At 73.9% G+C, this 23,962-nt stretch carries 26 protein-coding genes; 14 read left to right on the top strand and 12 right to left on the bottom strand.

Features of this window, described 5'->3' with window-relative positions; all coding sequences use genetic code 11:
- Nucleotides 1–40 precede the first annotated feature (40 nt).
- On the top strand, nt 41–1,192 hold the full coding sequence (nadA, locus tag ACGF0J_RS25385; protein WP_393149458.1) for a quinolinate synthase NadA: 1,152 nt from the start codon (nt 41–43) through the stop codon (nt 1,190–1,192).
- A gap of 27 nt (nt 1,193–1,219) precedes the next feature.
- On the opposite strand, the gene ACGF0J_RS25390 is transcribed toward nadA, so the two are convergent.
- The 6 genes from ACGF0J_RS25390 to ACGF0J_RS25415 all read right to left on the bottom strand — a co-directional run bounded on the left by ACGF0J_RS25390 (nt 1,220) and on the right by ACGF0J_RS25415 (nt 6,472).
- Nucleotides 1,220–1,837: an SIMPL domain-containing protein gene (locus ACGF0J_RS25390; RefSeq protein WP_393149459.1), complete on the bottom strand. Its 618-nt coding sequence runs from the start codon at nt 1,835–1,837 to the stop codon at nt 1,220–1,222.
- Nucleotides 1,838–2,108: 271 nt separating this feature from the next.
- Nucleotides 2,109–3,881, bottom strand: a complete 1,773-nt coding sequence (locus tag ACGF0J_RS25395; protein ID WP_393149460.1) for an alpha/beta fold hydrolase — start codon at nt 3,879–3,881, stop codon at nt 2,109–2,111.
- 25 nt (nt 3,882–3,906) lie between these two features.
- Entirely contained in the window at nt 3,907–4,467 is a 561-nt protein-coding gene (locus ACGF0J_RS25400) for a hypothetical protein (protein WP_393149461.1), read from the bottom strand.
- A gap of 2 nt (nt 4,468–4,469) precedes the next feature.
- A complete protein-coding gene (gene htpX, locus ACGF0J_RS25405) occupies nt 4,470–5,369 on the bottom strand; it encodes a zinc metalloprotease HtpX (protein ID WP_393149462.1) in 900 nt (299 codons plus the stop codon).
- A 3-nt stretch (nt 5,370–5,372) separates the two neighbouring features.
- A complete protein-coding gene (locus tag ACGF0J_RS25410) occupies nt 5,373–5,651 on the bottom strand; it encodes a hypothetical protein (protein WP_393149464.1) in 279 nt (92 codons plus the stop codon).
- The gene (locus ACGF0J_RS25415) at nt 5,648–6,472 is read right to left on the bottom strand and encodes a PspA/IM30 family protein (protein WP_393149465.1); all 825 of its coding nucleotides are present in this window, start codon (nt 6,470–6,472) and stop codon (nt 5,648–5,650) included. The genes ACGF0J_RS25410 and ACGF0J_RS25415 overlap by 4 nt, the downstream gene beginning before the upstream one ends.
- A gap of 152 nt (nt 6,473–6,624) precedes the next feature.
- Between ACGF0J_RS25415 and ACGF0J_RS25420 the strand changes: the two genes are divergently transcribed.
- Nucleotides 6,625–7,209: a DUF3043 domain-containing protein gene (locus tag ACGF0J_RS25420; protein ID WP_393149467.1), complete on the top strand. Its 585-nt coding sequence runs from the start codon at nt 6,625–6,627 to the stop codon at nt 7,207–7,209.
- A gap of 55 nt (nt 7,210–7,264) precedes the next feature.
- On the opposite strand, the gene ACGF0J_RS25425 is transcribed toward ACGF0J_RS25420, so the two are convergent.
- Nucleotides 7,265–8,359: an SMI1/KNR4 family protein gene (locus ACGF0J_RS25425; RefSeq protein ID WP_393149468.1), complete on the bottom strand. Its 1,095-nt coding sequence runs from the start codon at nt 8,357–8,359 to the stop codon at nt 7,265–7,267.
- A 67-nt stretch (nt 8,360–8,426) separates the two neighbouring features.
- Between ACGF0J_RS25425 and ACGF0J_RS25430 the strand changes: the two genes are divergently transcribed.
- On the top strand, nt 8,427–9,425 hold the full coding sequence (locus ACGF0J_RS25430; RefSeq protein WP_393149469.1) for an aldo/keto reductase family protein: 999 nt from the start codon (nt 8,427–8,429) through the stop codon (nt 9,423–9,425).
- A 54-nt stretch (nt 9,426–9,479) separates the two neighbouring features.
- Here the strand turns inward: ACGF0J_RS25430 and ACGF0J_RS25435 are convergent, their stop codons facing one another.
- Nucleotides 9,480–9,686, bottom strand: coding sequence for a hypothetical protein (locus ACGF0J_RS25435; protein ID WP_393149470.1), 207 nt, complete (start codon nt 9,684–9,686; stop codon nt 9,480–9,482).
- A gap of 137 nt (nt 9,687–9,823) precedes the next feature.
- Here ACGF0J_RS25435 and ACGF0J_RS25440 point away from each other — a divergent pair, with 137 nt between their 5' ends.
- Nucleotides 9,824–10,834, top strand: coding sequence for a bifunctional adenosylcobinamide kinase/adenosylcobinamide-phosphate guanylyltransferase (locus tag ACGF0J_RS25440; protein ID WP_393149471.1), 1,011 nt, complete (start codon nt 9,824–9,826; stop codon nt 10,832–10,834).
- A 12-nt stretch (nt 10,835–10,846) separates the two neighbouring features.
- Here ACGF0J_RS25440 and ACGF0J_RS25445 read toward each other — a convergent pair whose 3' ends face one another.
- The gene (locus ACGF0J_RS25445) at nt 10,847–11,647 is read right to left on the bottom strand and encodes an ABC transporter ATP-binding protein (RefSeq protein WP_393149472.1); all 801 of its coding nucleotides are present in this window, start codon (nt 11,645–11,647) and stop codon (nt 10,847–10,849) included.
- Nucleotides 11,648–11,680: 33 nt separating this feature from the next.
- Between ACGF0J_RS25445 and ACGF0J_RS25450 the strand changes: the two genes are divergently transcribed.
- Nucleotides 11,681–12,424 carry an aminoglycoside 3'-phosphotransferase gene (locus tag ACGF0J_RS25450; protein ID WP_393149473.1) on the top strand — a complete coding sequence of 248 codons (744 nt, stop codon included), beginning with the start codon at nt 11,681–11,683 and terminating at the stop codon, nt 12,422–12,424.
- A 29-nt stretch (nt 12,425–12,453) separates the two neighbouring features.
- Nucleotides 12,454–13,278 (top strand): adenosylcobinamide-GDP ribazoletransferase, encoded by an 825-nt coding sequence (locus tag ACGF0J_RS25455; RefSeq protein ID WP_393149547.1) that lies wholly within the window; start codon nt 12,454–12,456, stop codon nt 13,276–13,278.
- A 38-nt stretch (nt 13,279–13,316) separates the two neighbouring features.
- Here ACGF0J_RS25455 and ACGF0J_RS25460 read toward each other — a convergent pair whose 3' ends face one another.
- A complete protein-coding gene (locus ACGF0J_RS25460) occupies nt 13,317–13,778 on the bottom strand; it encodes a DoxX family membrane protein (RefSeq protein ID WP_393149474.1) in 462 nt (153 codons plus the stop codon).
- Between the two features lie 82 nt (nt 13,779–13,860).
- On the opposite strand from ACGF0J_RS25460, the gene ACGF0J_RS25465 reads away from it, so the two are divergent.
- Nucleotides 13,861–14,442 carry a TetR/AcrR family transcriptional regulator gene (locus ACGF0J_RS25465; RefSeq protein WP_393149475.1) on the top strand — a complete coding sequence of 194 codons (582 nt, stop codon included), beginning with the start codon at nt 13,861–13,863 and terminating at the stop codon, nt 14,440–14,442.
- 40 nt (nt 14,443–14,482) lie between these two features.
- On the opposite strand, the gene ACGF0J_RS25470 is transcribed toward ACGF0J_RS25465, so the two are convergent.
- Both ACGF0J_RS25470 and ACGF0J_RS25475 read right to left on the bottom strand, forming a co-directional pair.
- Entirely contained in the window at nt 14,483–15,454 is a 972-nt protein-coding gene (locus ACGF0J_RS25470; protein ID WP_393149476.1) for a hypothetical protein, read from the bottom strand.
- On the bottom strand, nt 15,451–15,798 hold the full coding sequence (locus ACGF0J_RS25475; RefSeq protein ID WP_393149478.1) for a GntR family transcriptional regulator: 348 nt from the start codon (nt 15,796–15,798) through the stop codon (nt 15,451–15,453). The genes ACGF0J_RS25470 and ACGF0J_RS25475 overlap by 4 nt, the downstream gene beginning before the upstream one ends.
- A 95-nt stretch (nt 15,799–15,893) precedes the next feature.
- Between ACGF0J_RS25475 and ACGF0J_RS25480 the strand changes: the two genes are divergently transcribed.
- From ACGF0J_RS25480 to ACGF0J_RS25510, 7 genes are all read left to right on the top strand, one after another.
- Nucleotides 15,894–17,375, top strand: a complete 1,482-nt coding sequence (locus ACGF0J_RS25480) for a leucyl aminopeptidase (RefSeq protein ID WP_393149479.1) — start codon at nt 15,894–15,896, stop codon at nt 17,373–17,375.
- A 51-nt stretch (nt 17,376–17,426) separates the two neighbouring features.
- The gene (gene lpdA / locus ACGF0J_RS25485; protein WP_393149480.1) at nt 17,427–18,791 is read left to right on the top strand and encodes a dihydrolipoyl dehydrogenase; all 1,365 of its coding nucleotides are present in this window, start codon (nt 17,427–17,429) and stop codon (nt 18,789–18,791) included.
- 35 nt (nt 18,792–18,826) lie between these two features.
- Nucleotides 18,827–20,311: a 2-oxoglutarate dehydrogenase, E2 component, dihydrolipoamide succinyltransferase gene (gene sucB / locus ACGF0J_RS25490; protein WP_393149482.1), complete on the top strand. Its 1,485-nt coding sequence runs from the start codon at nt 18,827–18,829 to the stop codon at nt 20,309–20,311.
- Nucleotides 20,312–20,487: 176 nt separating this feature from the next.
- Nucleotides 20,488–21,375: a TIGR01777 family oxidoreductase gene (locus ACGF0J_RS25495; RefSeq protein WP_393149483.1), complete on the top strand. Its 888-nt coding sequence runs from the start codon at nt 20,488–20,490 to the stop codon at nt 21,373–21,375.
- A 40-nt stretch (nt 21,376–21,415) separates the two neighbouring features.
- A complete protein-coding gene (locus ACGF0J_RS25500; protein WP_393149484.1) occupies nt 21,416–22,153 on the top strand; it encodes a Type 1 glutamine amidotransferase-like domain-containing protein in 738 nt (245 codons plus the stop codon).
- Between the two features lie 38 nt (nt 22,154–22,191).
- The gene (lipB, locus tag ACGF0J_RS25505) at nt 22,192–22,887 is read left to right on the top strand and encodes a lipoyl(octanoyl) transferase LipB (protein WP_393149485.1); all 696 of its coding nucleotides are present in this window, start codon (nt 22,192–22,194) and stop codon (nt 22,885–22,887) included.
- 78 nt (nt 22,888–22,965) lie between these two features.
- Nucleotides 22,966–23,946, top strand: a complete 981-nt coding sequence (locus ACGF0J_RS25510; protein WP_393149486.1) for a M48 family metallopeptidase — start codon at nt 22,966–22,968, stop codon at nt 23,944–23,946.
- Nucleotides 23,947–23,962 lie beyond the last annotated feature (16 nt).

Raw genomic sequence — 23,962 nt, forward strand, 5'->3', positions numbered from 1 at the left:
ATGATGAGTATCGTCACTTAGACGATAAGGGGGTGTGGCCATGGCCACCCAGACTGGACTGCCGCTCTTCGTCCTCGGCCAGGGAGCCGATCCGCACGCCGAGCGGGGCGTTGACTGTCCGGGCGAGCTGCCGCCCGCCTCCGACCCCGACCTGGTGGAACGGGCCCGCCGGGCCAAGGAGGCGCTCGGCGACCGCCTGTTCGTGCTGGGCCACCACTACCAGCGTGACGAGGTGATCCAGTTCGCCGACGTGACCGGCGACTCGTTCAAGCTGGCACGGCTGGCCGCGGCGCGGCCGGAGGCCGAGTACATCGTCTTCTGCGGCGTGCACTTCATGGCCGAGTCGGCCGACATCCTGACCGGCGACTCGCAGAAGGTGGTGCTCCCGGACCTGGCGGCCGGCTGCTCGATGGCCGACATGGCCACGTTCGACCAGGTCGAGGAGTGCTGGGAGGCGCTGGAGGACGCCGGCCTGGCCGGCGAGGTGATCCCGGTCACGTACATGAACTCCAGCGCCGACATCAAGGCCTTCTGCGGCCGCAACGGCGGCGCGGTGTGCACCTCCTCCAACGCCCGGCGGGCCCTGGAGTGGGCGTTCGACCGGGCCGGCAAGGTGCTGTTCCTGCCCGACCAGCACCTGGGCCGCAACACGGCGGTCCTGGAGATGGGCATGTCGCTCGACGACTGCGTCGTGTGGAACCCGCACCGCCCGAACGGCGGCCTGACCCGTGAGCAGTTGGAGCGGGCCAGGATGATCCTGTGGAAGGGGCACTGCTCGGTGCACGGCCGGTTCACGGCCGAGTCGGTCGACGACGTGCGGCGGCGCATCCCCGGCGTGAACGTGCTCGTCCACCCCGAGTGCCGGCACGAGGTGGTGCTGAAAGCCGACCAGGTCGGCTCCACCGAGTACATCATCAAGGCGCTGGAGGCCGCGCCCGCCGGGTCGAGCTGGGCCATCGGCACCGAGCTCAACCTGGTCAAGCGGCTGGGGCAGATGTTCCCCGACAAGAACGTGTCGTTCCTCGACCGCACGGTCTGCTACTGCTCCACCATGAACCGGATCGACCTGCCGCACCTGGTGTGGGCGCTGGAGTCGCTGGCGCTGGGCGACGTGGTCAACCAGATCACGGTGGACGACGACACGGCCCACTGGGCCCGGGTGGCCCTCGACCGCATGCTGGCGCTGCCGTAGCCACACCGCCACGCCGCCTCGGCGGGTTCAGCCGCCGAAGGCGTAGACGACCCGGACGCCGACCGTGAGGGCCTGGCGTCCGGGGCTGACCGACCCGGCGTCCTCGGCGGCCATGGTGGCGAACCCCAGCGGCCGCGGGCCGTCCCAGGGCTCCTCGGAGACGGAGACGACCGGGCCGAGGGGCCGCCCGGCCAGCCGGGCGTACTGGCCGGCCTTCGCGGCGGCGTCGGCGAACGCCCGGGCGCGGGCGGCGGCGAGCGCCTCGGCGGGGTCCGACAGCTCGAACGCCACCCCGCCGAGCCGCGCCTCCTCCCCCACCCCGGCCACCGCGTCGATGACCCCGTCCGCCCGGCCCAGGTCGCGGACCACGGCCTCGACGCCCTGGGCCGCCCGGTAGGCCGCCACCTTGGGGTAGGCGTCGTACTCCGGCCCCAGGGACAGCTCCGTGGTGCGCACGTCCTCCTCGGCGACGCCCGCCTGCCGCAGCGCGCCCGCCAGGCGGGAGGCCGCGGCCCTGACCTCGGCGAACGCCTCGGCCGCCGAAGCTCTGCGCACCTCGACGCCCGCGCTCAGCCGCATGACGTCGGGGACCGCGTCCACCGAGCCCTCACCGGCGACGACGATCTGCTCGTGTTCGATGCTCACGTGCACCCCTCCGGGATCGTAGGTCGGCCGCCGCGCCTGCAACGGCGTGCCGCGACTGAAGCGGAGACCCGTCTCAGCATTCCCGCCCCCACTTTCGGCGCCTTCGCCGCCATTGTGGCGGTTCGTGGGTGACGCGTCAGCACCTCACCCGCCCGTTCCCGCCCGTTCCCACCCGTTCCCGCCCGTTCCGCCCGTCGCCCAGTCACCTGGCGTCACCTCACGTCATCTCGCGCCACCTCGCGGCACCTCGCGCCACCTCGCGGCCGAGCCGTCAGACGGCGTCGGCGATGGCTCGCGGGTCGTGGAGATGGACGTGCCGGCCGCAGCCGGGCAACCGGACCAGTTTGGCGTCCAGCAGTCCCGCCACCCGCCGCCCGCAGCGGCTCCCGGTCCCTGAGCTGATCACCGTCACCGGGACGTCGGGCAGCGGGTGCGCGGCCCTGATGCGCCGCAGGTCGGCAGCCATGTCGGGGCGGGCCAGCCACTCCCCCGCCACGGCGGCCGGCACCCGGCCGCGACGGTAGACGCCGTACACGTCGGACAGCCCGGTGAGCAGCCGGTGCGCGGCCGGCCCGGTCAGCCGCGCCAGCGCGGTGGCCCCCCAGGTGGCCCCGAGCGCCGGCATCCAGTCCCCGAGCACCCGCCCCATCGCCGGCCCGCCGGCCCGGCCTGCGCCGGCCACCCGCCGACCGGCCCCGGAACCTCCCGACCCCGGCCGGGCCGACGCCCGCCCACCTGACACCCGCCCACCTGACACCCGCCAACCCGGCGCCCGCCCACCTGACACCCACCCGCCCGCCGCCCGGCCACCTGGCATCCACTCTCCGGACGCCCGGCCACCTGACACCCGCCCACCGCCCGCGTGCTCCCCCGCCGCGCGCCCGCCCGACACGCCTCCCGACTCAGAACGGCCGGGCAGGACCCCCCCGGACGGCACCTCCTGAGACGCGATCCCCCCGGGCGGGTTCTCCCGGGAGGGGACCCCGTCCGGTCCGGGACCGCCGGAGACGGTCCCGGCGGGCGCGGGGCTGTTCGACGCGAGCTCCCCCGGCCCGGGACGGCACAGCGTGTGCGCGCGCCGTCGCAGGCCCCGCTCGCAGGCGGGATCGACCAGGACGAGCCCCGACACGCGCAACGGGTGCAGCCGGGCGAACGCCTCCGCGTGCCAGGCGGCCACCGAACCGGCCACGACCGTCACCCGCTGGGGATGCGGCGGAGCCAGGGCCGCCAGCCGGGCGGCCTCGCCGTACAGGGTGGGCGGCACGGACGAGGCGGGGCTGAGACCGAGGCCGGGCCGGTCGAAACGGGTGACCCGGTGCCCGCGGGCGAGTTCGCGGGCCACCAGGTCCCAGTGGAACCAGGCGCCGCCCGGCCCCGCGGTGACGAGCACGGCCGGTCCCGCACCCTCGGCGAGCACGTGCTGGCGCCGCGGCCGGCGCGCGGGCGGTTCGGCAATGAGCAGCCGCAGGGCCACGTACACCAGCCAGGTGGCGACCAGCAGCACCTGGACCCGCTGGGCGGCGCCGGCCAGCCGGCCGGCGAGGGCGGCGGCGAGCGTCAGCGCGGTGACGACGAAGGTGACGCCTGTGATCAGCGTGGCGCCCCACGCGCGCCAGCGGCGGGTCAGCGCCCCCATCGCGGCCAGCACGGCGGCCGACGACAGCGCCGCGGCGGCCACGTGCGCGTGGTGCGACGACGACAGCGGCCCGCGCCCGCAGCCGGGGTCGCTGAGCACCGCGCAGTCGTACGGGAACGCGCTCCCGAGGACGGCGAACGCACCGAAGGCCGCCATCGCCAGCCAGCCGGCCCACTGCCGCCGGGCTCTCGGCAGCACCGCCACCCCGGCCAGGCAGGCGAGCCCCGCCAGCGCGTCGGTCGTCCGGAACAGCCGGCTCCACGGCTGGTCGAGGGCGGCCAGTTCGCCGACGTAGCCGTCGGTCCTGTCGACGGCCGGCGTGGTGAACTGACCGGTCACCCACGCGCAGGACAGCACGGCCGCCACGATGAACGCGGAGGCGGCGAGCACCACGAGTCTTCGCTCCACGTGGTCATTAGACCACTTAACGTGACTAGAGCCCTGGGGCACCCCAGACCGGGAACCATCTGCCGAGATCCGGCTCGATGGGGAGTTCTCCCGCCAGGACGCCGCGCACCTGGAGTTCGAGGGCGTTGTCCCGCCGCTCATCGCCGAGCGGGGCGAACGGGTAGAAGCTGCCCCGCTTGTAGAGGTAGACGACGGCCAGCCGCCGGTCCCGGGCCGGATCGGCGAAGGACACCAGGGAGCACAGCAGCGACGGGCCGAACCCGGCGCCTTCCAGGGTGGAATTGACGGCGTGCAGCTCGGTCACCAGGTCGGCGGACGCCTCGGGCGGGCGGCGCACCAGCAGCCACGTGTAGCCGTAGCCGTCGGCCGACTCCTCCACCCGGTCACCGAGCAGGGCTCTGGCGTCGCGCTCGGCGGCGGCGAACGCGGCCCCCTCCGCCGCGCGGAACGCGACGGAGCCCAGCCCGGTCGGCTCCAGGCCGGTGGCCGCGCGCAGCGTCACCGCGGCCGACGGGAGCGCGAACAGCGCGTCGAGGTCGGGCGGGGCCGGCTTCGACCGGCCGAGGATGGCGTCCAGCCAGCCCACGGTCAGCCCCTCCCGAGCTGGGCGGAGATCGCGGCGAGCTGCTGCAGGCGACGCTCCAGCGGCGGATGGGTGGCGAAGAGAGCGGCCAGCCCGGCGCCCGAGGCGAGCGCCGGGGCGAAGTAGAAGGCGTTGAACGGCTCGGCCTCGCGCAGGTCGCGCGTCGGGATGCGGGCCATCTCACCGCTGATCTTCGTCAGCGCGGCTGCCAGCGCCGACGGCTGCTGGGTGAGCAGGGCGCCCGCCCGGTCGGCGGCCAGCTCGCGGTAGCGCGACAGGGCGCGGGTCAGCAGGAAGCTGACGGCGTACACGAGGACGGACACCAGCATGATGATCAGCCCGATCGGCAGTCCGCCCTGGCCGTTGGAGCGGCGCGCGCCGAACCCCGAGTAGAGGGCGACTCTCGTCATCAGCCCGGCGACGAGGCCGAGGAAGGAGGCGATCGTCATGACGGCCACGTCGCGGTGGGCGATGTGCGAGAGCTCGTGGGCCAGCACTCCTTCGAGCTCTCGCCGGTCGAGGCGGCGCAGGAGGCCGGTGGTCACGCACACCACGGCGTGCCTCCGGTCGCGGCCGGTGGCGAACGCGTTGGGGACGTCGGAGACGGCGATCGCCACCCGCGGCTTGGGCATGTCGGCCAGTGCACACAGGCGGTCGACGACCCCGTGCAGCTCGGGCGCCTCCTCGGGCGTCACCTCCCGGCCGCCCATCCCGTACAGGGCGATGCGGTCGGACAGGAAGTACTGGGCCGCCAGCAGGCCCCCGGCGATCAGCAGCACGGTCAGCGCCCGCACCCCGAGGGCGACGAGGACGCCGACGAACACCACGTACAGCAGCCCGAGCAGGAACATCGTCACGACCATGCGACGGGTCAGGCCGCGGTCGGCCGCGAACCGCGTGGCCACGGGTCAGCCCGGGATGAGGCCCTGGTCGCCCAGCATCTCCCGGACCTCCTCGATCGAGGCGTCCGCGGGGGGAAGGATCAGCTCTGACGGCTCAAGGCTGTCGTCGGGAAGCGACTTGCCCACGTGGCGCACCTTGTCGAGCAGCGCGTGCAGCTTGACCCGGAACTCCGCCTCGTCGTCGGCCTCGATGGCCGACTCCAGCTCGCCGTCCAGCTCGTTGAGCAGGGCGATGTCGTCGGGCGAGATCTGCACCTGGCCCTCGCCCATGATGCGGATGATCATGCGCTCTCCCCGGGCTGGCGGAACTGCTGCGTCTGCGGCTGCTGCTGGGGCTGCGGCTGGGCCTGCTGCTGGGGCTGCGCCTGCTGCTGGCCCTGCTCGATGGCGCTCTGCGGGGCCGGGCCCTGGCCGAGCTCGGCCTTCATGCGGGCCAGCTCCAGCTCGACGTCCATGCCGCCGCCCATGCGGTCGAGCTCGGCCTGGATGTCGTCGCCGCGGGTGCCGCTGTAGTCGTCGAGCGCGCCGCTGGCGAGCAGCTCGTCGATGGCCCCGGCGCGCGCCTGCATCTGCGCGGTCTTGTCCTCGGCGCGCTGGACGGCCAGGCCGACGTCGCCCATCTCCTCGGAGATGCCGGAGAACGCCTCGTTGATGCGCGTCTGCGCCTCGGCGGCGGTGTAGGTGGCCTTGATGGTCTCCTTCTTGGTGCGGAAGGCGTCGACCTTGGCCTGCAGCCGCTGGGAGGCCGTGGTGAGCTTCTCCTCCTCGGCCTGCAGGTTGTCGTGCTGCACCTTGAGGTCGGCCATCTGGGTCTGCAAGTTGGAGCGGCGCTGCAACGCCTCGCGGGCCAGGTCCTCGCGGCCCACCGACAACGCCTTGCGGCCCTGCTCCTCATAACGCTTGGCCTGCTGCTCCAGGCCGTTGATCTGCAGCTCGACCCGCTTGCGGGAGGTGGCGACGTCGGCCACGCCCCTGCGCACCTTCTGCAGCAGCTCCAACTGCCGCTGGTAGGAATAGTCGAGGGTCTCGCGTGGATCCTCCATCTTGTCCAGGGCCTTGTTGGCCTTGGACTTGAAGATCATCGAAAGTCTCTTCATCACGCTCATGCGCGTCGGCCGTCCCCTTCTTAGGTCGTGCTGGTGTGAACCCAGTGCAGCGCAGCCGCCTTGGGATTACCCTACGCATAACGCACGGGGGCGTCACTAAGTTGCAGTCCAGGTAGGGTTGACGCGTGTTGCGACGCCGTTCCCCATCTTCCGTGGACGACACCCCCGTCCCCGTTGACGATCCTAAGCCCCAGGGTAAGGGTCGTCCCACACCCAAGCGCCGAGACGCCGAAGGCCGGCGGCGCCAGCCCGTGAGCGCGCCGAAGGACCGCAAGGAGGCCTATCGGCAGATGCGGGCCAAGCAGGCGGCCGAGCGCGAGCGGGCCCGCAAGGGCATGCTGGCGGGCGACGAGCGCTACTACCCCGCCCGGGACAAGGGGCCGGCGCGCAAGTTCGCGCGTGACTGGGTCGACTCCCGGCGGCTGCCGAGCCAGTACTTCCTGCCGTTCTCGCTGTTCATCCTGCTGGTGACGTGGATTCCGTGGCCGCCCGCCATCCAGCCGATGGTGATCGGCTATGTGATCACGATCGGCTGGCCGCTGATGATGTTCGGCGTGCTGTTCACCTCCATCTTCGTGTCCTGGAAGGTCAAGAAGCTGGTGGCGGAGAAGCACCCCGACGAGAGCCTGCGCGGCGTCGGCTTCTACGCGGCGATGCGCGCGCTGCAGATCCGCAAGCTGCGTTTCCCGCCACCCACCGTGCTGCCGGGCGGCAAGCCCGTCCCGCCGAAGAAGTAGCGGCCCTGCCCGCGGTCCCGCCGGCGCCCGATCGGGCCGGCGGTGCGACCGCTGATCAGTCCCGCGGCGAACGGGTCCCCGGCGACCGGGCCGGTGGCGTCCAGCGCAGGGAGCCGCGGACCACCCGCGGCTCCCGCCCCTGCACCAGCCCGCCCCGCTCCAGGGCGTCGGCGGTGGCCCGCACCAGCGCGTAGTACGCGTAGGCGCTCCGCCCCCCGCTCCGGGCCGCCGGCGTGCCGTGAGCTTCAGGCGTGGCCTGGGTTCCCGACGTGGCCGGGGTTCCAGTCGTGGCCGAGGCCGCAGGGGTGGGCCGGGCAGACGTGGGCCGGGCTTCGGACGTGACCGTCCGGTGGGCGGCGCCCGTGCGTGCCCGCAGCACGCTCCATCCGCCGCCCGCGCGCCGCTGCACGGGGATGAGGCCGCCGTGCCACCGCCCGTCGGCGACGCTCGCCCGGCGCAGGCCCTCCTCGCGGCACAGGGCCCGCCAGGCGTCGCGGATCTCCCGTACGCCCAGGTGCGCCGGATGCCCGAACCCGAACGCGGCCGACCCGTCGTGCCGCAGCAGCGAGGCTCGCAGGTCGTCGGGGAACGCGACACCCATCTGCGACTCCGCGACCGCGATCGTCCCGGCCCGGCCGGGGCCCTCCAGCACGGCGTACGTTCGCGGCGCGCGGGTCTTCAGCCACCGCTCGATGCGCCGCCACTGCCGGTTCACCGCCCGGCCGACCCTCGGGTCCAGCGGGCGCACCACCACCGGCCGGGCCTGCGGGTGGCAGCCCGGCGCCGCCGCCGGCGTGCCCGGGCCCGTCTCGGGAGTGCGCTCCGCCTGAGCGGTGGCCCGGGTCGCGGCCGGCCCGGCGACCTCGGCCTGCCGTACGCGGCCGAACCTGTCGGGCATCACCGTGTACGCGGCCAGAGTGAGGGCCGCCACCATCACCGCGCCGGCGCCGAACACCATGGGGACGATCCGCCGCGGCCGCCGCGCCCCGAACCGGGCGGGCCGGGGCGCGGCGGAACCGGCCGCGGCCGCGGCCGCGACGGGATCGTCACCCGCCGGCTCGGGGCCGGGCAGACGCGCACGGCGGCGCACCCGCACCGCCAGCGCGGCGAGGACGGCCGCGGTCAGCGCCGCGCGTACGAGCTTCAGCACGTCGCGCACCCTATCCCGAATCCGACCCGGATCAGATCATGGCGGGACACCGCCTAAGGTCGGTCCTATGGAATTCAGGCACCTCGGCCGCAGCGGTCTCAAGATCAGCGAGATCAGCTACGGCAACTGGCTCACCCACGGTTCCCAGGTCGAGGAGGACGCCGCCAAGCTCTGCGTGCAGGCGGCGCTCGACGAGGGCATCACCACCTTCGACACCGCCGACGTCTACGCCGGCACCAAGGCCGAGGAAGTGCTCGGCCGGGCGCTGAAGGGCGTGCGCCGGGAGTCGCTGGAGATCTTCACCAAGGTCTACTGGCCCACCGGGCCGGGACGCAACGACAGCGGCCTGTCACGCAAGCACATCACCGAGTCGATCCACGGCTCCCTGCGGCGCCTGCAGACCGACTACGTCGACCTCTACCAGGCACACCGGTTCGACCACGAGACGCCGCTGGAGGAGACACTCAAGACGTTCGACGACCTCGTCCGGCAGGGCAAGGTGCTCTACGTCGGCGTCAGCGAGTGGACGGCCGACCAGATCGCCCAGGCGCTGAAGATCGCCGACGAGATGGGCTTCGACCGGATCGTGTCCAACCAGCCTCAGTACTCGATGCTCTGGCGCGTCATCGAGTCGGAGATCGTGCCGCTGTGCGAGCGGGAGGGCGTCGGCCAGATCGTCTGGTCGCCGATCGCCCAGGGCGTGCTCACCGGCAAGTACCTTCCCGGCCGGCAGCCCCCCGAGGGCTCGCGGGCCACCGACGCGAGCGGCAGCGGCATGATCGCGCGGTTCATGAAGGACGACGTGCTCAGCCGGGTGCAGGAGCTCAAGCCGATCGCCGACGACCTGGGGCTCAGCATGGCCCAGCTCGCGGTGGCGTGGGTGCTGCAGAACCCGAACGTCTCCAGCGCGATCATCGGCGCCTCCCGTCCCGAGCAGGTGCGCGACAACGTCAAGGCGGCCGGTGTCAAGCTCGACTCCGACGTGCTGAAGCGGATCGACGACGTGCTGGGCTCCATCGTGGAGCGTGACCCGGCCAGGACGTCGAGCCCCAACCCGCGCCCGTAGCGCGCTCCGGCGTTCCGCGGGCTCCCCGTGGCGGGAGCCCGCGGCCCGGCCCGGTCACTCCTCGCGCAGCGACAGTCCCGCGTACTCGACCCGGTCCTCCTCCAGCAGGGCCACCTGCTCGACACCGGACCCGAGCAGGTCACGCCAGTTCTCGCCGAGCCATGACTCGGCGTCGGCCTGGCTCGGGAAGACCTCTCGCGGCAACGGGCGGTCGGTCACCTCGCCGCCGTTCGCGTTCTCGTAGCGCCACCGCCATGTCATGCCACACGCTCCTTCTCCGCGGGTTCGCCGGCGCACGTCCGGCGGCACTGGAACCCTACTGCGGGGCGCGGACGTTGATCGAGGGCCGGCCCGGGCGGTGCGCCGCCCGTGTCGCGGGCGTCTGTACCCTCGTCGCGGTGAAGGTCCTTCTCAGAGGCACGGCGGGCGGCGGGGGCTGGCCGGAGCCGGGCTGCCGGTGCGCCTCCTGTTCCGTCCTGCCCGCCGGTCACCGCCGGCCGTTCGAGCCCGTCGTGGACGGGGCGGTCCGGTTCCCCTTCGACGCGCCGCCCGGCGGCTACCGGCCGTTCGCGGACGGGCACGGCCTGGCCGGGCCGGACGGCTCGCGCCTGCTGTGCGTGCCCGGCGGTCCCCTTCCCGACGTGACCGCCGGCGGGCCCGTCCGGTGCGACCTGGTGCTCGTCGATCTGCTCGACGAGCCGGAACGGCTCGGTGCGCTGCGGCGCGACGGGGTGGTGGACCGCGGCACCGAGGTGGTGGCCGTGGGGCTGGACCACCGGGTCAGGTCCGAGGAGGAGCTGGCGCGGCGGCTGGCGCTGTGGGGGGCGCGGGCCGTGCCCGACGGGACCACGCTCGACACCCTCGTTCCCGTCGTCACGCCGCCCGTGCCCGCCGGGCGCAGGGCGCTGCTGCTCGGCGGGTCGCGCTCGGGCAAGTCGGCCGAGGCCGAGCTGCGGCTGGCCGGCGAGCCGTTCGTCACCTATCTCGCGACGGGTCCGCGGGGGGACGGTGACGGCGAGTGGGCCGCCCGGGTGCGCGCCCACCGAGAGCGCAGGCCGGCGCACTGGGCGACCGTGGAGACCACGGACCTCGCCGGCGCCATCGGCCGCGCCACGTCGCCGCTGCTGGTGGACGGGCTCGGCACGTGGCTGGCGGCGGTCTTCGACGAGCACGGCGCCTGGGAGGGCGACCGGGCTCCGGTGTGGCGGCGCTGTGACGAACTGGTGGCCGCGTGGCGGGAGACGGCCTGGCGGATCGTCGCCGTGTCGGACGAGGTGGGCATGGGGGTGGTGCCCGCCACCTCCAGCGGGCGGGCCTTCCGCGACGCGCTCGGGCGGCTCAACGAGCGGCTGGCCGCCGAGTCGGAGGACGTGACGCTCGTCGTGGCGGGGCGGCCGTTCCGGCTGTGAGGCGGCCTGTCGTCAGGGGCGGGCCGCGCGCGCGTACCAGCGGCCGTCGAGGCGGTCGACGTGCAGGGGACGGCCGAAGCACTCCGACAGGTTGCCGGGGGTGAGCACGTCCGCCACCGGCCCGGCCGTCAGCACGCGGGCGTCACGCATCAGCAAGGCGTGCGTGGTGGTGGACGGCAACTCCTCCAGGTGGTGCGTCACCGTGATCGTCGTCAGCACCGGCCTGGTCGCCGCCAGCCCCTCCACCGCCGCCACGAGGTCCTCGCGGGCGGGCAGGTCGAGCCCCGCGAACGGCTCGTCCAGCAGCAGCACCGCCGGGTCGGCCATGAGGGACCGCGCCACCCGGATCCTGGCCCGCTCCCCTTGCGAGCACACCCGGAACGGCCGGTCGGCCAGGTCCTTGCAGCCGAGGTCGGCGAGCAGCCGCAGCGCCCGGTCGCGCTCCGCCTCGCCGTACCGGTCCCACAGCGGGGCGCTTGTCCCGGTGTGCCCGGTGAGCACCACGGTCCGCGCGGTCGCGCCCTCCTGCTCCATCAGGTCCTCGTCGACCAGCCGCCCGCTCGCCGCGACCAGGCCGATGTGGCGGCGCAACGCCCGCAGATCGACCCGGCCGAGCCGGTGGCCGAGCACGCTGACCGCGCCCTCGCTGGGGTGCCGGACGGCCGCGGCCAGCGACAGCAGCGTCGTCTTGCCGGCGCCGTTGGGGCCGAGGACCGCCCAGTGCTCCCCGTACTCCACGCGCCAGTCGACTTCGCTCAGCAGCGTCTTGCCGACGACCCGGACCGCCACGCCTTCGAGTTCAACCACGTGCATCCGAACCACTTAGTGGGCCTAGGATCGGCCTTTATGCGGCTTCCAGGACGGATCTTGGACCTGTTCGGCGACGATCCGGTGTGGTCCGACGACCACGAGGGCATGAGCGGCGAGACCCTGCGGGTCACCGCGCCCGCCGGCGTCTTCTACGTCAAGGCGGGTCCGGTGGCGCGGCGCGAGCACGAGCGGCTGCTCTGGCTCAAGCGCTGGGCGAGCGTGCCCGACGTGGTGGCGTTCGAGGGTGACGCGCTGGTGCTGGCCGACGCGGGCTGGCACAGCCTCGAACGCGCCCCCGCGAACGCCGGCGCGGTCATGGGCCGGGTGCTGCGCGCGCTGCACGACATCCCGGTGGGCGAGTGCCCCTTCGACGAACGGCTCGACGTCCGGCTCGCGAGGGCGCGTGAGCGGGTGGCGGCCGGCCTGGTCGATCCGGACGACTTCGACGACGACCACGCGGGGCTGACCCCGGAGCAGGTGTACGAGCGGCTGGTGGCCACCAGGCCCGCGAACGAGGACCTAGTGGTCGCGCACGGCGACTTCACGCCGTCCAACGTGCTCGCCCCGCCGGCCGGGCGGCGCGGCGAGGGCGGCGCGGCCGTCGAGCCGGTGCTGGTGGACGTGGGCGCGCTGGGCGTGGCCGACCGGTACGTGGACCTGGCCATCGCCCTGCGCGAGCTGGAGGGGCCCGAGGTGGCCGGTTTCCTGGCGGCGTACGGGCTGCCGGAGCCCGATGAGGCGAGGCTCGCGTACTACCGGCTGCTGGACGAGCTGTTCTGATGCCCGCCGCCCGGCCGGGAGCTGTGGTGATGCACGGCGCCCGGCTGGCGGTCGGCACGCTGACCGTCTACCGCGTCCGGGTGGACCGCGTCGACCGCCGGGTCGCCGGGCGGGCCATGCTGCTGGCCCCGGCCGTGGGAGTGCTGGTGGGCGTGCCCGCGAGCCTGCCGCTGGTGGTGCCGGGGATGCCGCCGCTGCTGGCGGCGGTGCTGGCGGTGGGCGTGCTGGCGGTGCTGACGCGCGGCCTGCACCTGGACGGGCTGGCCGACCTCGCCGACGGGCTCGGCAGCGGCAAGCCCGCGGAGCGGGCGCTCGACGTCATGAGGAAGTCGGACATCGGGCCGTTCGGGGTGATGGCCTTGGTGCTGACGCTCCTCGTCCAGGTGTCCGCCCTGTCGGCCCTGTCGTCGGCGGCCTCCCCGGCGGCCGAGGGCGGCCCGCCGCCGGTGCCCTCCTGGCCGATGTCAGCGGCGTACGCGCTGGTCACGGCCTGTGTGGCGGGCCGTCTGGCACTGACGTGGGCCTGCCGGGCGGGGGTCCCCGCGGCCCGGCCCGAGGGGCTCGGCGCCATGGTCGCGGGCACGGTCCGGCCGGCCGCCGCCTGGCTGGCGACGTTGGCGGCGCTCGCGGCGACGTCCCTCGCGGGTCTGACCGCCACGCGCTTCCCGCTCGCGCCCGCCTCCCTGGTGCCCGCGCTGGTACTGCCGCTGAGCCTCCTGGTCGGGCTGGGGGCGGCGCTGCTGCTGCTGGCGCGGGCCCGGCGGCGGCTCGGCGGGATCACGGGCGACGTGCTGGGCGCCCTGGTCGAGACCGCCACGGCCGCCGCCCTGGTGACCTGCGCGCTCCTGGCCTGACCCCCCGTACGCCGCGGTCGTCGCCTTTCGGTCGTGGGCTACGCGGCCGCGGCGAGGGCCGCGGCGATGAAGAGCACCTGCAGGGCGGTGCGGGCGGGCAGCGGGGTCACCGGCTTGCCCGCCAGGGTGAGGCCGCGCCGGGCCGCCGAGACGTTGGCCGGGAACATGGCGACCATCAGCAGCGCGAGCCCGACGGCCGCGAACGGCGCCGCGGGCGGGAAGAGCAGCCCTGCCGCGCCGGCCAGCTCCAGCACGCCGGTGACGGTGACCAGCAGGGCCGGCCGCGGGAACGCCGCGGGGATCATCGCGACGAGGTCGCGGCGCCAGGCGGGCAGGAAGTGCGGCACGCCGGTGACGACGAACATCAGCGCGAGAGCCGCCCGCAGTGCGGGCTGCCAGCCGTCGAGCACGTCGACGCCGGCCAGGCCGAGCAGCCGCGCGACGACGAAGCCGCCGGTCAGGGCGATGAACGGAACCATCCCGTCCTCCAATCTTGTCAATGGACAGATTGTGGGACGGTCGCCATCTTGTCAACGCAAAGATAAGGTGAGGTCGGCACCGGAGCACCTCGGAGCAGGGAGGATGAGACAGATCAAGCAACCCGCCTACCACCACGGCAACCTGCGGCGCGCCGTCATGGACGCCGCCCTCGACGCCATCACCGCGTCCGGTCCGGCCGGATGGAGCCTGCGCGAGCTGGCCCGCCGCGCGGGCGTCTCGCACGCGGCCCCCGCCCACCACTTCGGCGACAAGGCGGGGCTGCTGACGGCCGTGGCCGTCGAAGGGTTCGAGATGTTCGCCGACGCCCTGGAGCGGGCGGCCGGAGACGTGCTGGAGGTCGGGGTCGCCTATGTCCGCTTCGCCATCGACCACCGCCCCTACTTCGAGGTGATGTTCCGGCCGGAGCTGTACCGCGCGGACGACCCCGGCCTGCGGAGCCCCCGGGAGCGTGCGGCCCGCGTCCTCGTCACCAGCAGCGGCACACTGTCCCGGGACCCCTCCGTGGACCGCCTCACCACCATCACCGCGTGGTCGCTGGCCCACGGCTTCGCCGGCCTCTGGCTGAGCGGCGCCCTGCCCGAAGCCGCCGACGGCGACCCGGAGGCCATCGCCCGCTCCATGATCAGGCTCTTCGCCGGGTGGCGCGAGCCCGGCACCGCCTGAGGCGACCGACGGGCGGGCGGCGCGCCGGGCGGTCAGGGGGTCACGGTCGGGTGCCGGCGCGTTCGGCGATGAGGGCGTTGATCAGTGCCGCGCCGCGCTCGGCGTCGTCGATGCTGACGGCCAGGGTGCCGCCCTTGCGGTAGCCGACGACGAGGCAGTCGCCGCCGCGCAGCATGATCGTGGCACTTCCGGGCACGCCGCGCACCCCCCAGCCGCCCACGTCGCCGGGCCGGCGCGGCTGCGCCCAGGCGCGGTCGATGCGCGACAGGGGGATCCGACGCAGCGGCCACCCGAAGGGCCCGAACCCGAGCACGAGCCCGTCGGCGGTGACCCTGGCCGTCACCGACGAGGTGAGCAGCCCGAGCACCAGGACGACCACGACGATCGGAAACGCGCCCCCGGCCGCGACACCGCCGACGAGGCCGGACGTCTGCAGGACCAGCAGGACGGCCAGGAGGGCGGCCGACCCCACGGCGAGCGTCACCAGCCACGGGTTGCTGACACGGCTCACCCACACGACCCGCTCACCGGTGCGCAGGCGCAGGTGCGGCGGCTCGGCGTCCGGAGGCGCCGGCAGGTCGGGGGCGCCCCGGCCGAGGTAGCCGCCGGCCAGCCCCGCCGCCACGCCCGCGACGATCATGGCCGCCACGCCCCAGCCGCCGAGCGCGGCCTCGCGCCACGTCGGCGCGTCGAGGTTGGCCAGCAGGGTCGTGACCCCCATGCCGACGAGGAGCACGCTCATGCCGGTGAGCAGACCCCACCAGGTCACGCGGGACACCCTGCTCCGCAGCCCGCGCAGCGCGACGGCGACGAGCCCGAGCCAGATCACGGCCCACACCGCCACCTGCATCGCCACTGCCACGGGGAACGCCATCGACCCGTCGGGCACGCTCCCGGCGCCCCAGTGCGTGGCCATCGGGTCGGGCAGCCGGTCGCGCAGGGTCAGCGGCAGCGCCACGAGGACGGCGGTGACGGCCAGGCCCACGATCGGGGCGGCGTGTCTGGGGGTCATGGCAACTCCTTCAGCATGGCGATGAGGTCGTCCCGGCCGTAGCCGTGCTTCCTGGACTCCTCCAGCAGCTCACGCGCCCGCGCCAGGAGCAGCGCGCGGCCGTCGGCACGGCCGGCGACGCTCACGCCGCGGCCCCGCCTGAACTCCAGCAACCCCTCGTCGCGCAGATCGCGCAGCGCGCGCAGCACGGTGTTGGCGTTGATGCCGAGCGCCTGCGCGAGGTCACGCGCAGGCGGCAGCCGGTCGCCGGGGGTGTAGGAGCCCTCGGCGATGGCCCTGCGGATCGAGGAGGCGACCTGCTCGTGCAGGGGGCGGGCGTCGTTGAGGTCGAGTGCGAGCAACATGGTGCTAATGAGTGTAGCACTATGCCGTTACTGGCGAATCGTGGGATGAACCCCTGTTTGTGAGTACCTCGTAACCCTCGATAGCATCGGTTTACGTGACCACTGTGCGGCTGAACTCAGCAGATCCCGTCTCCTTCGACGCCGACGCATTGATCGTCGGGTTCCGGTCCGGCCCCGAGGGGCCCCAGCCCGCCACCGGCGCCGACACGCTCGACTCCGCCTTCGGTGGCAAGCTCGCCGCCTCCCTCGCCGCCATGGGATTCACCGCCAAGCCCGGTGAGGTCGCCAAGGTTCCCGCCTTCGGCGCGATCACCGCTCCGCTGCTGGTCGCGGTCGGCCTGGGCGACACGGCCGACGCCGAGGGCCTGCGCCGCGCGGCGGGCGCCGCCGTGCGCTCGCTCGACGGCACCGCCCGCGCCGCGCTGGCACTGCCCGCCGACTCCGCCGCCGACGCCGAGGCCGTCGCGCTCGGCGCGCTGCTCGGCGCCTACTCCTTCTCCCGCTACCGCACCGGCGGCGACGTCAAGGAGCCCGTCGCCGAACTCACCGTGCTCTCCTCCCTCCCCTCCGGCGACGCCGGCACGGTGGCCGACCGGGCCACCGTGCTGAGCGAGTCGGTGGCGCTGGTCCGCGACCTGGTCAACACCCCGCCGTCCGACCTGTGGCCGGCCAAGTTCGCCGAGATCGCCGAGCAGACCGGCGGCAAGGCCGGGCTGTCGGTCGAGGTGCTCGACGACAAGCAGCTCAAGGACGGCGGCTACGGCGGCCTCGTCGGCGTCGGCCAGGGCTCGGCCAACCCGCCGCGCCTGGTCCGCCTGTCCTACACCCACCCCGACGCCGGCAAGACGCTGGCGTTCGTCGGCAAGGGCATCACCTTCGACTCCGGCGGCCTGTCGCTCAAGCCGTCCGCCTCGATGGACTGGATGAAGTCCGACATGGGCGGCGCCGGCGCGGTCTTCGGCGCCCTGGTCGGCATCGCCCGGCTCGGCCTGCCGGTCAACGTCGTCGGCTACCTCTGCCTGGCGGAGAACCTGCCGAGCGGCACCGCGCAGCGGCCCTCCGACGTCATCCGCAGCTACAGCGGCAAGACCGTCGAGGTGCTCGACACCGACGCCGAGGGCCGCCTGGTGCTCATGGACGGCATCGCCCGCGCCGCCGAGGACGGCCCCGACCTCATCGTCGACGTGGCCACCCTGACCGGCGCGCAGATCGTCGCCCTCGGCTGGCGCACCTCCGGCGTCATGGCCAACGACGACGCCGTCCGCGAGCTCGTGGTCGAGGCGGCGGCGGAGGCCGGCGAGGGTGCGTGGGGCATGCCGCTGCCCGAGGAGCTGCGCAAGGGTCTCGACTCGCCGATCGCCGACATCGCCAACCTCCAGCCCGAACGCTGGGGCAGCATGCTGGCCGCCGGCATCTTCCTCAAGGAGTTCGTGCCCGACGGGGTGCGCTGGGCGCACATCGACATGGCCGGACCCGCCTTCAACAAGGGCGAGCCGCACGGCTACACCCCCAAGGGCGGCACGGGCGCCATTACCCGTACCCTCATCGGACTGGCCGAGCGGCACGCGAGCATCTGAAACAAATGAAAAGATGACGGCATCACGAACACCCCGACAAGGAGCCTTCCTGTGGCCTACGACATCGTCGTCCTAGGTGGCGGCAGCGGCGGCTATGCCTGCGCGCTGAGGGCGGCCGAGCTCGGCAAGTCCGTCGCCCTGATCGAAAAGGACAAGATCGGCGGCACCTGCCTCCACCGGGGATGCATCCCCACCAAGGCTCTGCTGCACTCCGCCGAGATCGCCGACGAGACCCGCGAGAGCGAGGCCTACGGCGTCAAGGCGCGCTTCGACGGCATCGACGTCCCCGGCGTCCACGCGTTCAAGGACAAGATCGTCAACCGCGCCTGGAAGGGCGTGCAGGGCCTGCTGAAGGCCGCGGGCGTGACGATCGTCGAGGGCGAGGGCCGTCTCGTCGGGCAGCGCGCGATCCAGGTCGGCTCCGAGGTCTACGAGGGCGCCGCCGTCGTGCTCGCCACCGGCTCGGCGCCCAGATCGCTGCCCGGCCTGGAGATCGACGGCGAGCGCGTCATCACCAGCGAGCAGACGCTGACCATGGACCGCGTGCCGGCCTCCGTGATCGTGCTGGGCGGCGGCGTGATCGGCGTCGAGCTGGCCAGCGTCTACCGCTCCTTCGGCGCCGAGGTGACGATCGTCGAGGCGCTGCCGCACCTGCTGCCGCTGGAGGAGGAGTCGAGCTCCAAGCTGCTGGAGCGCGCCTTCCGCCGCCGCGGGATCAAGTACGAGCTGGGCGTGTTCTTCGAGGGCGTCAAGACCACCGACACGGGCGTGGTGGTCACCCTGGCCAACGGCAAGACGCTCGACGCCGAGCAGTTGCTGGTCGCGGTCGGCCGCGGCCCCGTCTCCGCGGGCATGGGCTTCGAGGAGGCCGGCATCAGGATCGAGCGGGGCGCCGTCGTCGTCGACGAGCACTGCCAGACCTCGGTGCCCGGCGTCTACGCCATCGGCGACCTCATTCCCACGCTGCAGCTCGCCCACGCCGGCTTCGCCGAGGGCATCATGGTGGCCGAGCACATCGCCGGGCTCAACCCGCCGCCCATCGACTACGCGGGCGTGCCGCGCATCACCTACTCCGACCCCGAGGTCGCCTCGGTCGGCCTGACCTCCGCGCAGGCCGCCGAGCGCGGCATCGAGATCGTCGAGCAGGTCTACGACCTCGCCGGCAACCCCAAGAGCCAGATTCTCGGCACCGCGGGCGCCGTCAAGGTCATCGCCCAGAAGGACGGCCCGGTCGTCGGCGTCCACATGGTGGGCCGCCGCATCGGTGAGCTGGTGACCGAGGGGCAGCTCATCTACAACTGGGAGGCCCTGCCCGCTGAGGTCGCCCAGCTCATCCACGCACACCCGACCCAGTCCGAGGCCGTCGGTGAGGCCATGCTGGCGCTGGCCGGCAAGCCGCTGCACGTACACAACTAGTCCAGCCCTCGACAGGAACGCGAGAGAAGATAACGATGCCGGTCTCCGTACAGATGCCCCAGCTCGGCGAGAGCGTCACCGAGGGCACGGTAACCCGTTGGCTGAAGAAGGAGGGCGAGCGCGTCGAGGCCGACGAGCCGCTCCTCGAAGTCTCGACCGACAAGGTCGACACCGAGATCCCGTCGCCGTCGGCGGGCGTCATCACCAAGATCGTCGTCGCTGAGGACGAGACGGTCGAGGTCGGCGCCGAGCTGGCGGTCATCGACGAGAACGGCCAGGAGGGCGCCGCCGCTCCCGCGCAGGAGGAGGCTCCCGCCCCCGCCGCGCAACCCGAGCCGGAGCCCGCCCCGGCCTCCTCGATCCCGCAGCCCGCGCCCGCCGCCCAGCAGGCCCCGCCGCAGCCGGCCCCGGCCCCGCAGGCCGCCCCGGCCCCGGCGCCGGCCCCGCAGGCCGCTCCCGCTCCGCAGGCCCAGGCGCCCGCCCCGGCCGCGCAGGCGCCCGCGGCCGCCGAGCCCGCGGCCGCGCCGTCGGGTGAGAGCCCCTACGTGACGCCGCTGGTGCGCAAGCTCGCCAACGAGCACGGCGTCGACCTGGAGTCGATCAACGGCACCGGTGTCGGCGGCCGCATCCGCAAGCAGGACGTGCTGGAGGCCGCCAAGGCCCAGCGCGACCAGGCCGCCGCCCCGGCGCCGGCCGCACAGCCCGCCGCCGCCGCCGCTCCGGCCGCCGCCCAGGCCGCGCCCGCCGCGCCGGCGCAGGTCGCCGCCGCGCCCGAGCCGGTCGAGGTCGACACCACCCTGCGCGGCCGCACCGAGAAGATGTCGCGGCTGCGGCAGACGGTCTCCAAGCGGATGGTGGAGTCGCTGCAGACGGCGGCGCAGCTCACCACGGTCGTCGAGGTCGACGTCACCAAGGTGGCGCGGCTGCGCGACAGGGCCAAGGGCGAGTTCCTGCGCCGCGAGGGCGTCAAGCTGTCGTTCATGCCGTTCTTCGAGATGGCGACGATCGAGGCGCTCAAGCAGCACCCCAAGCTCAACGCCACGATCAACAACGAGACCATGGAGGTCACCTACTTCGACGTCGAGCACCTCGGCATCGCCGTGGACACCGAGCGCGGCCTGATCGTCCCGGTCCTCAAGAACGCCGGTGACCTCAACCTGGCCGGGCTCGCCCGCAAGACCGCCGACCTGGCCGAGCGCACCCGCGCCAACAAGGTGACGCCCGACGAGATCACCGGCGGCACGTTCACGCTGACCAACACCGGCAGCCGCGGCGCCCTGTTCGACACGCCGATCCTCAACCAGCCGCAGGTCGGCATGCTCGGCACCGGCGCCGTCGTCAAGCGTCCCGTGGTGGTCGACACGCCCGACGGCGAGGTCATCGCGGTCCGCTCGATGGTCTACCTGGCGCTGACCTACGACCACCGCCTGGTGGACGGCGCCGACGCGGCCCGCTTCCTGACGACGATCAAGCGTCGCCTGGAGGAAGGCCGGTTCGAGGCGCAACTCGGTCTCGCCTGACCGTAGCGAGTCGCGGCGCCCGGGGGTCTCTCCCGGGCGCCGCGCGCGTCCCGGCCCACCGTTCGTCCGGTCACCGATCGCCCGTGGCCTGTCGTGGGCTCTCCACTGTCCCGGAAGGCTTCGGCGCCGGGCGTGGGCTGGGTGACAAACGGACCGGAAGGTGCTGGGCTAGGGGGATGATCGTCGTGACGGGGGCGTCCGGCCTGCTGGGCGGGGCGCTGGTGCGCAGGCTGCGGGACCGGGGCGAGCGGGTGGTGACGCTGGTGAGGCGGGCACCGCAGGGCCCGGACGAGCGGTTCTGGCAGCCCGCGGAGGGTGTGCTGGACCCGCAGGCGCTCGACGGCGCCCGAAGCGTGGTGCACCTGGCCGGGGCGCCCATCGCCGAGCGGCGCTGGAGCGAGGCGTACAAACGGGAGCTCGTCGCCAGCCGGGTGGACGGCACCCGGACACTGGTCGACGCGCTGCGGGAGCTGCCGAGACGGCCCGAGGTGCTGCTGTCGGCCTCCGGCGTGGACTTCTACGGCGACACCGGCGACCGGCTGGTCGACGAGGACGCCGGCCGGGGCCGGGGGTTCCTGGCCGGCCTGTGCGAACGCTGGGAGGCCGCGGCCCGCGAGGCGGAGACGCTGGGCATGCGCACCGCGCAGTTGCGCACCGGCATCGTGCTGAGCGGGCGGGGAGGGGCGCTCGGGCGGATGCTGCCGCTGTTCCGGATGGGGCTGGGCGCGCCGCTGGGGACCGGCAGGCAGTACTGGTCGTGGATCTCCGAGGACGACTGGGTCGGCGCGACGCTGCACGTACTGGAGCGTCCCGAGGTGTCAGGGCCGGTCAACCTCGTCTCCCCCTCCCCTGTCACCAACGCCGAGTTCACCAGGACGCTCGGCAAGGCGCTGGGCAAGGGCACGATGCCGATGCCGGTGCCGGGGTTCGCGCTGCGGGCCGGGCTCGGCGAGTTCGCCGGCGAACTGCTGTCCAGCCACCGCCTGCTGCCGCGCAAGCTGCAGGACAGCGGGTACGGCTTCGCCCATACCGGTCTCGACGCGGCGCTGCGGGCCGTACTCTAGGGTGCTGTCCGTCACGGAGGAGACGCGGGGAGACAACGGCATGACGAGGTCCGGGCAGTCGCACATCCTTGCCATCGGCGGCGGTTCGTTCCGCCAGACCGAGCGCTACGGGTTCTACGAGGCGAGCCCGCTGCTGCGTTACGCCTTCGACCTGACCGGCCAGGACCGGCCCAAGCTGGGCCTGCTGGCCACGGCCGTGGGTGACGACTCCGACTGGCTGCTCAAGATGTACGGGGCGTTCGCCGGGTGGGACGTCGAGGTGAGCCACCTGACCGTCTTCCCGATGCCCAACGTCGCCGACCCGCGGGCCTGGGTGCTGGAGCAGGACGTGATCTACGTCACCGGCGGCAGCGTGGCCAACCTCATGGCGCTGTGGCGGCTGCACGGCCTGGACGAGGCACTGGAGGAGGCGTGGCGGTCCGGGGTGGTGCTGTCGGGGCAGAGCGCCGGGGCGCTGTGCTGGCACGTCGGCGGCAACACCGACTCCTTCGGTCCCGAGCTGCGGGTGTGGGCCGACGGGATGGGTCTGCTGCCCTACTCGTGCGGGGTGCACTACGACTCCGACCCGCAGCGCCGGCCGCTGCTGCAGCAGTCGGTGGCCGGCGGAGAGCTGCCCGGGGGCTACGCCGCCGACGAGGGCGTGGCCCTGCACTACGTGGGCACCGAGTTCATCCAGGCGGTGACGATCACGCCCGGCTCGGCCGCCTACCGACTGGAGCACGACGGGACCGGCGGCGTCAAGGAGTTCAGGATCGAACCTCGGTTGCTGACCTCCTGAATTACCCTTCAGGGGTGACGGAACGGCACAATGGTCCCATGCGCCCCAAGCACGGGGTCGATCCCCACGCACTCGCCATCGTCCGCCTCGGTGTCGACGTCCCCTACGAGCAGGCTTGGGCGCTGCAGCGCCAGGTGCACGGCAGACGCGTCGCCGGTGAGCTGACCGACACCGTCCTCATGCTGGAGCATGCTCCCGTCTACACCGCGGGCAGGCGCACCGCGTCCCACGAACGTCCCACCGACGGCACCCCGGTGATCGACGTCGACCGGGGCGGCCGCGTCACCTGGCACGGTCCTGGGCAGCTCGTCGCCTACCCGATCGTGGCTGTCGGCGACGTCACCGCCTACGTGTGCCGGCTGGAGGAGGCGATGATCCAGATCTGCGCCGACTTCGGCGTCTCGGCGCGGCGTGTGGCGGGGCGGGCCGGGGTGTGGGCCGTGGGCGACGCCGCCCTGGGGCTGCCCGACCGGCTGCTGGGCGCGGTGGGCATCCGGGTCACGCGCGGGGTGACCATGCACGGGTTCGCCCTCAACTGCGCCAACGACCCGCGCTGGTTCAACCGGATCGTGCCGTGCGGCCTGCCTGACGTGGGCGTCTCCACGTTGTCGGCGGAGACGGGCCGGCGGATCGTGGTCGAGGAGGTCCTGCCGATCGCCGAGAAGCGGCTGGCGGAGGCGCTCGGCCTGCGGGCGTTCGACCTGCACGAGGAAGATCTGCTGCGCGGCCGCTGATCCCGGCCTGCCAGGCGGCCCTGCCGGGCCGCTCGCCGGGGTCTGGGCGGCAGGCGCGGCGTGTCCTACGATCACCTCGTGAACCGCCTCCTCGCCCTGGCGCTCGCGTTCCTGGTCCACGCCCTGACCTCGGCCTTCGTCGCCGTCGGCCTCTGGACCGCGTACGTCGACTCCGGGATGCTCATCGGCTGGCTGTTCGGCGGGCTGCTCGTCGCCATCGGGTGGCTGCTGCGGCCCCGCCTGAGCACCGGGCTGCCCGCCGACGCCGAGGTGCTCGACCGGTCCGCCGCCCCGGAGCTGTACGCACTGGCGGAGCGGGTGGCCGACCGGGTCGGGGTGCCGAGGCCGCACCGCGTCGCGGTCAGGGACCTCGACCCGAAGACGCGCTACCTGCGCACCGGCCCGCGGCGCACGCCCACGCTGACCGTCGGGCTGCCGCTGTGGCTGGCGCTGTCGCCGCGGCAGCGGGTGACGATGCTGGCCGCGGCCTGCGCCGAGACCCCGTCCGCCGAGCAGGTCGTGGTCGACGGCGCGCTGTCGACGCTGGCGCAGTGGCGCGAGGCGCTGCTCGGCGCGGCGCCGCTGCGGGTCCGGGAGGAGGCGCAGACGAAGGTCACCGCCGCCTCCCTGACCGCCGAGCACCCGGGCACCGGCTACGAGGTGGCGGGGCTGCTCGGCCGGGCCATCGGCAGGGTGCTGGGCGGGCCGGTGCTGCTGGTGGAGTACGTCCTGACCCGGCTGGCCCGTTCGGACGAGGGCCGCAGGAGGCGACGGCGCGAGGCGCGGGCGCTGCGCGCGGTGCCGGCGGCGGACCTGGCCGAGCTGGAGGCGCTGGCGGCGAGCGGGCGCTACCTGGCCCCGATGCAGGCGGCGGCGCTGCGCGGGGAGAGCGTGGCGTCGATCAGGGCGGGGGCGCTGGACCGCGCCCTGCCGGGCGACGGGGTGCGCACCTCTGCCCCCGGCACGCAGTTGCTCGGCGCGGCCGAGTCCGACCGGATCGACGGGGAACTGCAGCGGCACTACGACCGGGCGGTGTGCGGCTTCGGGTTGATCAGCTGACACGGCCGCCCCTCGA

Origin of the sequence: Nonomuraea sp. NPDC047897, assembly GCF_043204415.1 — a bacterium.
Taxonomy (GTDB): Bacteria; Actinomycetota; Actinomycetes; order Streptosporangiales; family Streptosporangiaceae; genus Nonomuraea.

Bases quoted from the DNA above. Each gene is read 5' to 3' on its own strand.
- ACGF0J_RS25495 (WP_393149483.1), top strand. From the start codon at position 20,488: ATGATCGTCGTGACGGGGGCGTCCGGCCTGCTGGGCGGGGCGCTGGTG.
- ACGF0J_RS25450 (WP_393149473.1), top strand. From the start codon at position 11,681: ATGCGGCTTCCAGGACGGATCTTGGACCTGTTCGGCGACGATCCGGTG.
- lipB (WP_393149485.1), top strand. From the start codon at position 22,192: ATGCGCCCCAAGCACGGGGTCGATCCCCACGCACTCGCCATCGTCCGC.
- ACGF0J_RS25435 (WP_393149470.1), bottom strand. From the start codon at position 9,686: ATGACATGGCGGTGGCGCTACGAGAACGCGAACGGCGGCGAGGTGACC.
- ACGF0J_RS25465 (WP_393149475.1), top strand. From the start codon at position 13,861: ATGAGACAGATCAAGCAACCCGCCTACCACCACGGCAACCTGCGGCGC.
- ACGF0J_RS25455 (WP_393149547.1), top strand. From the start codon at position 12,454: ATGCACGGCGCCCGGCTGGCGGTCGGCACGCTGACCGTCTACCGCGTC.
- ACGF0J_RS25500 (WP_393149484.1), top strand. From the start codon at position 21,416: ATGACGAGGTCCGGGCAGTCGCACATCCTTGCCATCGGCGGCGGTTCG.
- ACGF0J_RS25410 (WP_393149464.1), bottom strand. From the start codon at position 5,651: ATGATCATCCGCATCATGGGCGAGGGCCAGGTGCAGATCTCGCCCGAC.
- ACGF0J_RS25430 (WP_393149469.1), top strand. From the start codon at position 8,427: ATGGAATTCAGGCACCTCGGCCGCAGCGGTCTCAAGATCAGCGAGATC.
- ACGF0J_RS25415 (WP_393149465.1), bottom strand. From the start codon at position 6,472: ATGAGCGTGATGAAGAGACTTTCGATGATCTTCAAGTCCAAGGCCAAC.
- ACGF0J_RS25445 (WP_393149472.1), bottom strand. From the start codon at position 11,647: ATGCACGTGGTTGAACTCGAAGGCGTGGCGGTCCGGGTCGTCGGCAAG.
- ACGF0J_RS25470 (WP_393149476.1), bottom strand. From the start codon at position 15,454: ATGACCCCCAGACACGCCGCCCCGATCGTGGGCCTGGCCGTCACCGCC.
- ACGF0J_RS25475 (WP_393149478.1), bottom strand. From the start codon at position 15,798: ATGTTGCTCGCACTCGACCTCAACGACGCCCGCCCCCTGCACGAGCAG.
- sucB (WP_393149482.1), top strand. From the start codon at position 18,827: ATGCCGGTCTCCGTACAGATGCCCCAGCTCGGCGAGAGCGTCACCGAG.
- nadA (WP_393149458.1), top strand. From the start codon at position 41: ATGGCCACCCAGACTGGACTGCCGCTCTTCGTCCTCGGCCAGGGAGCC.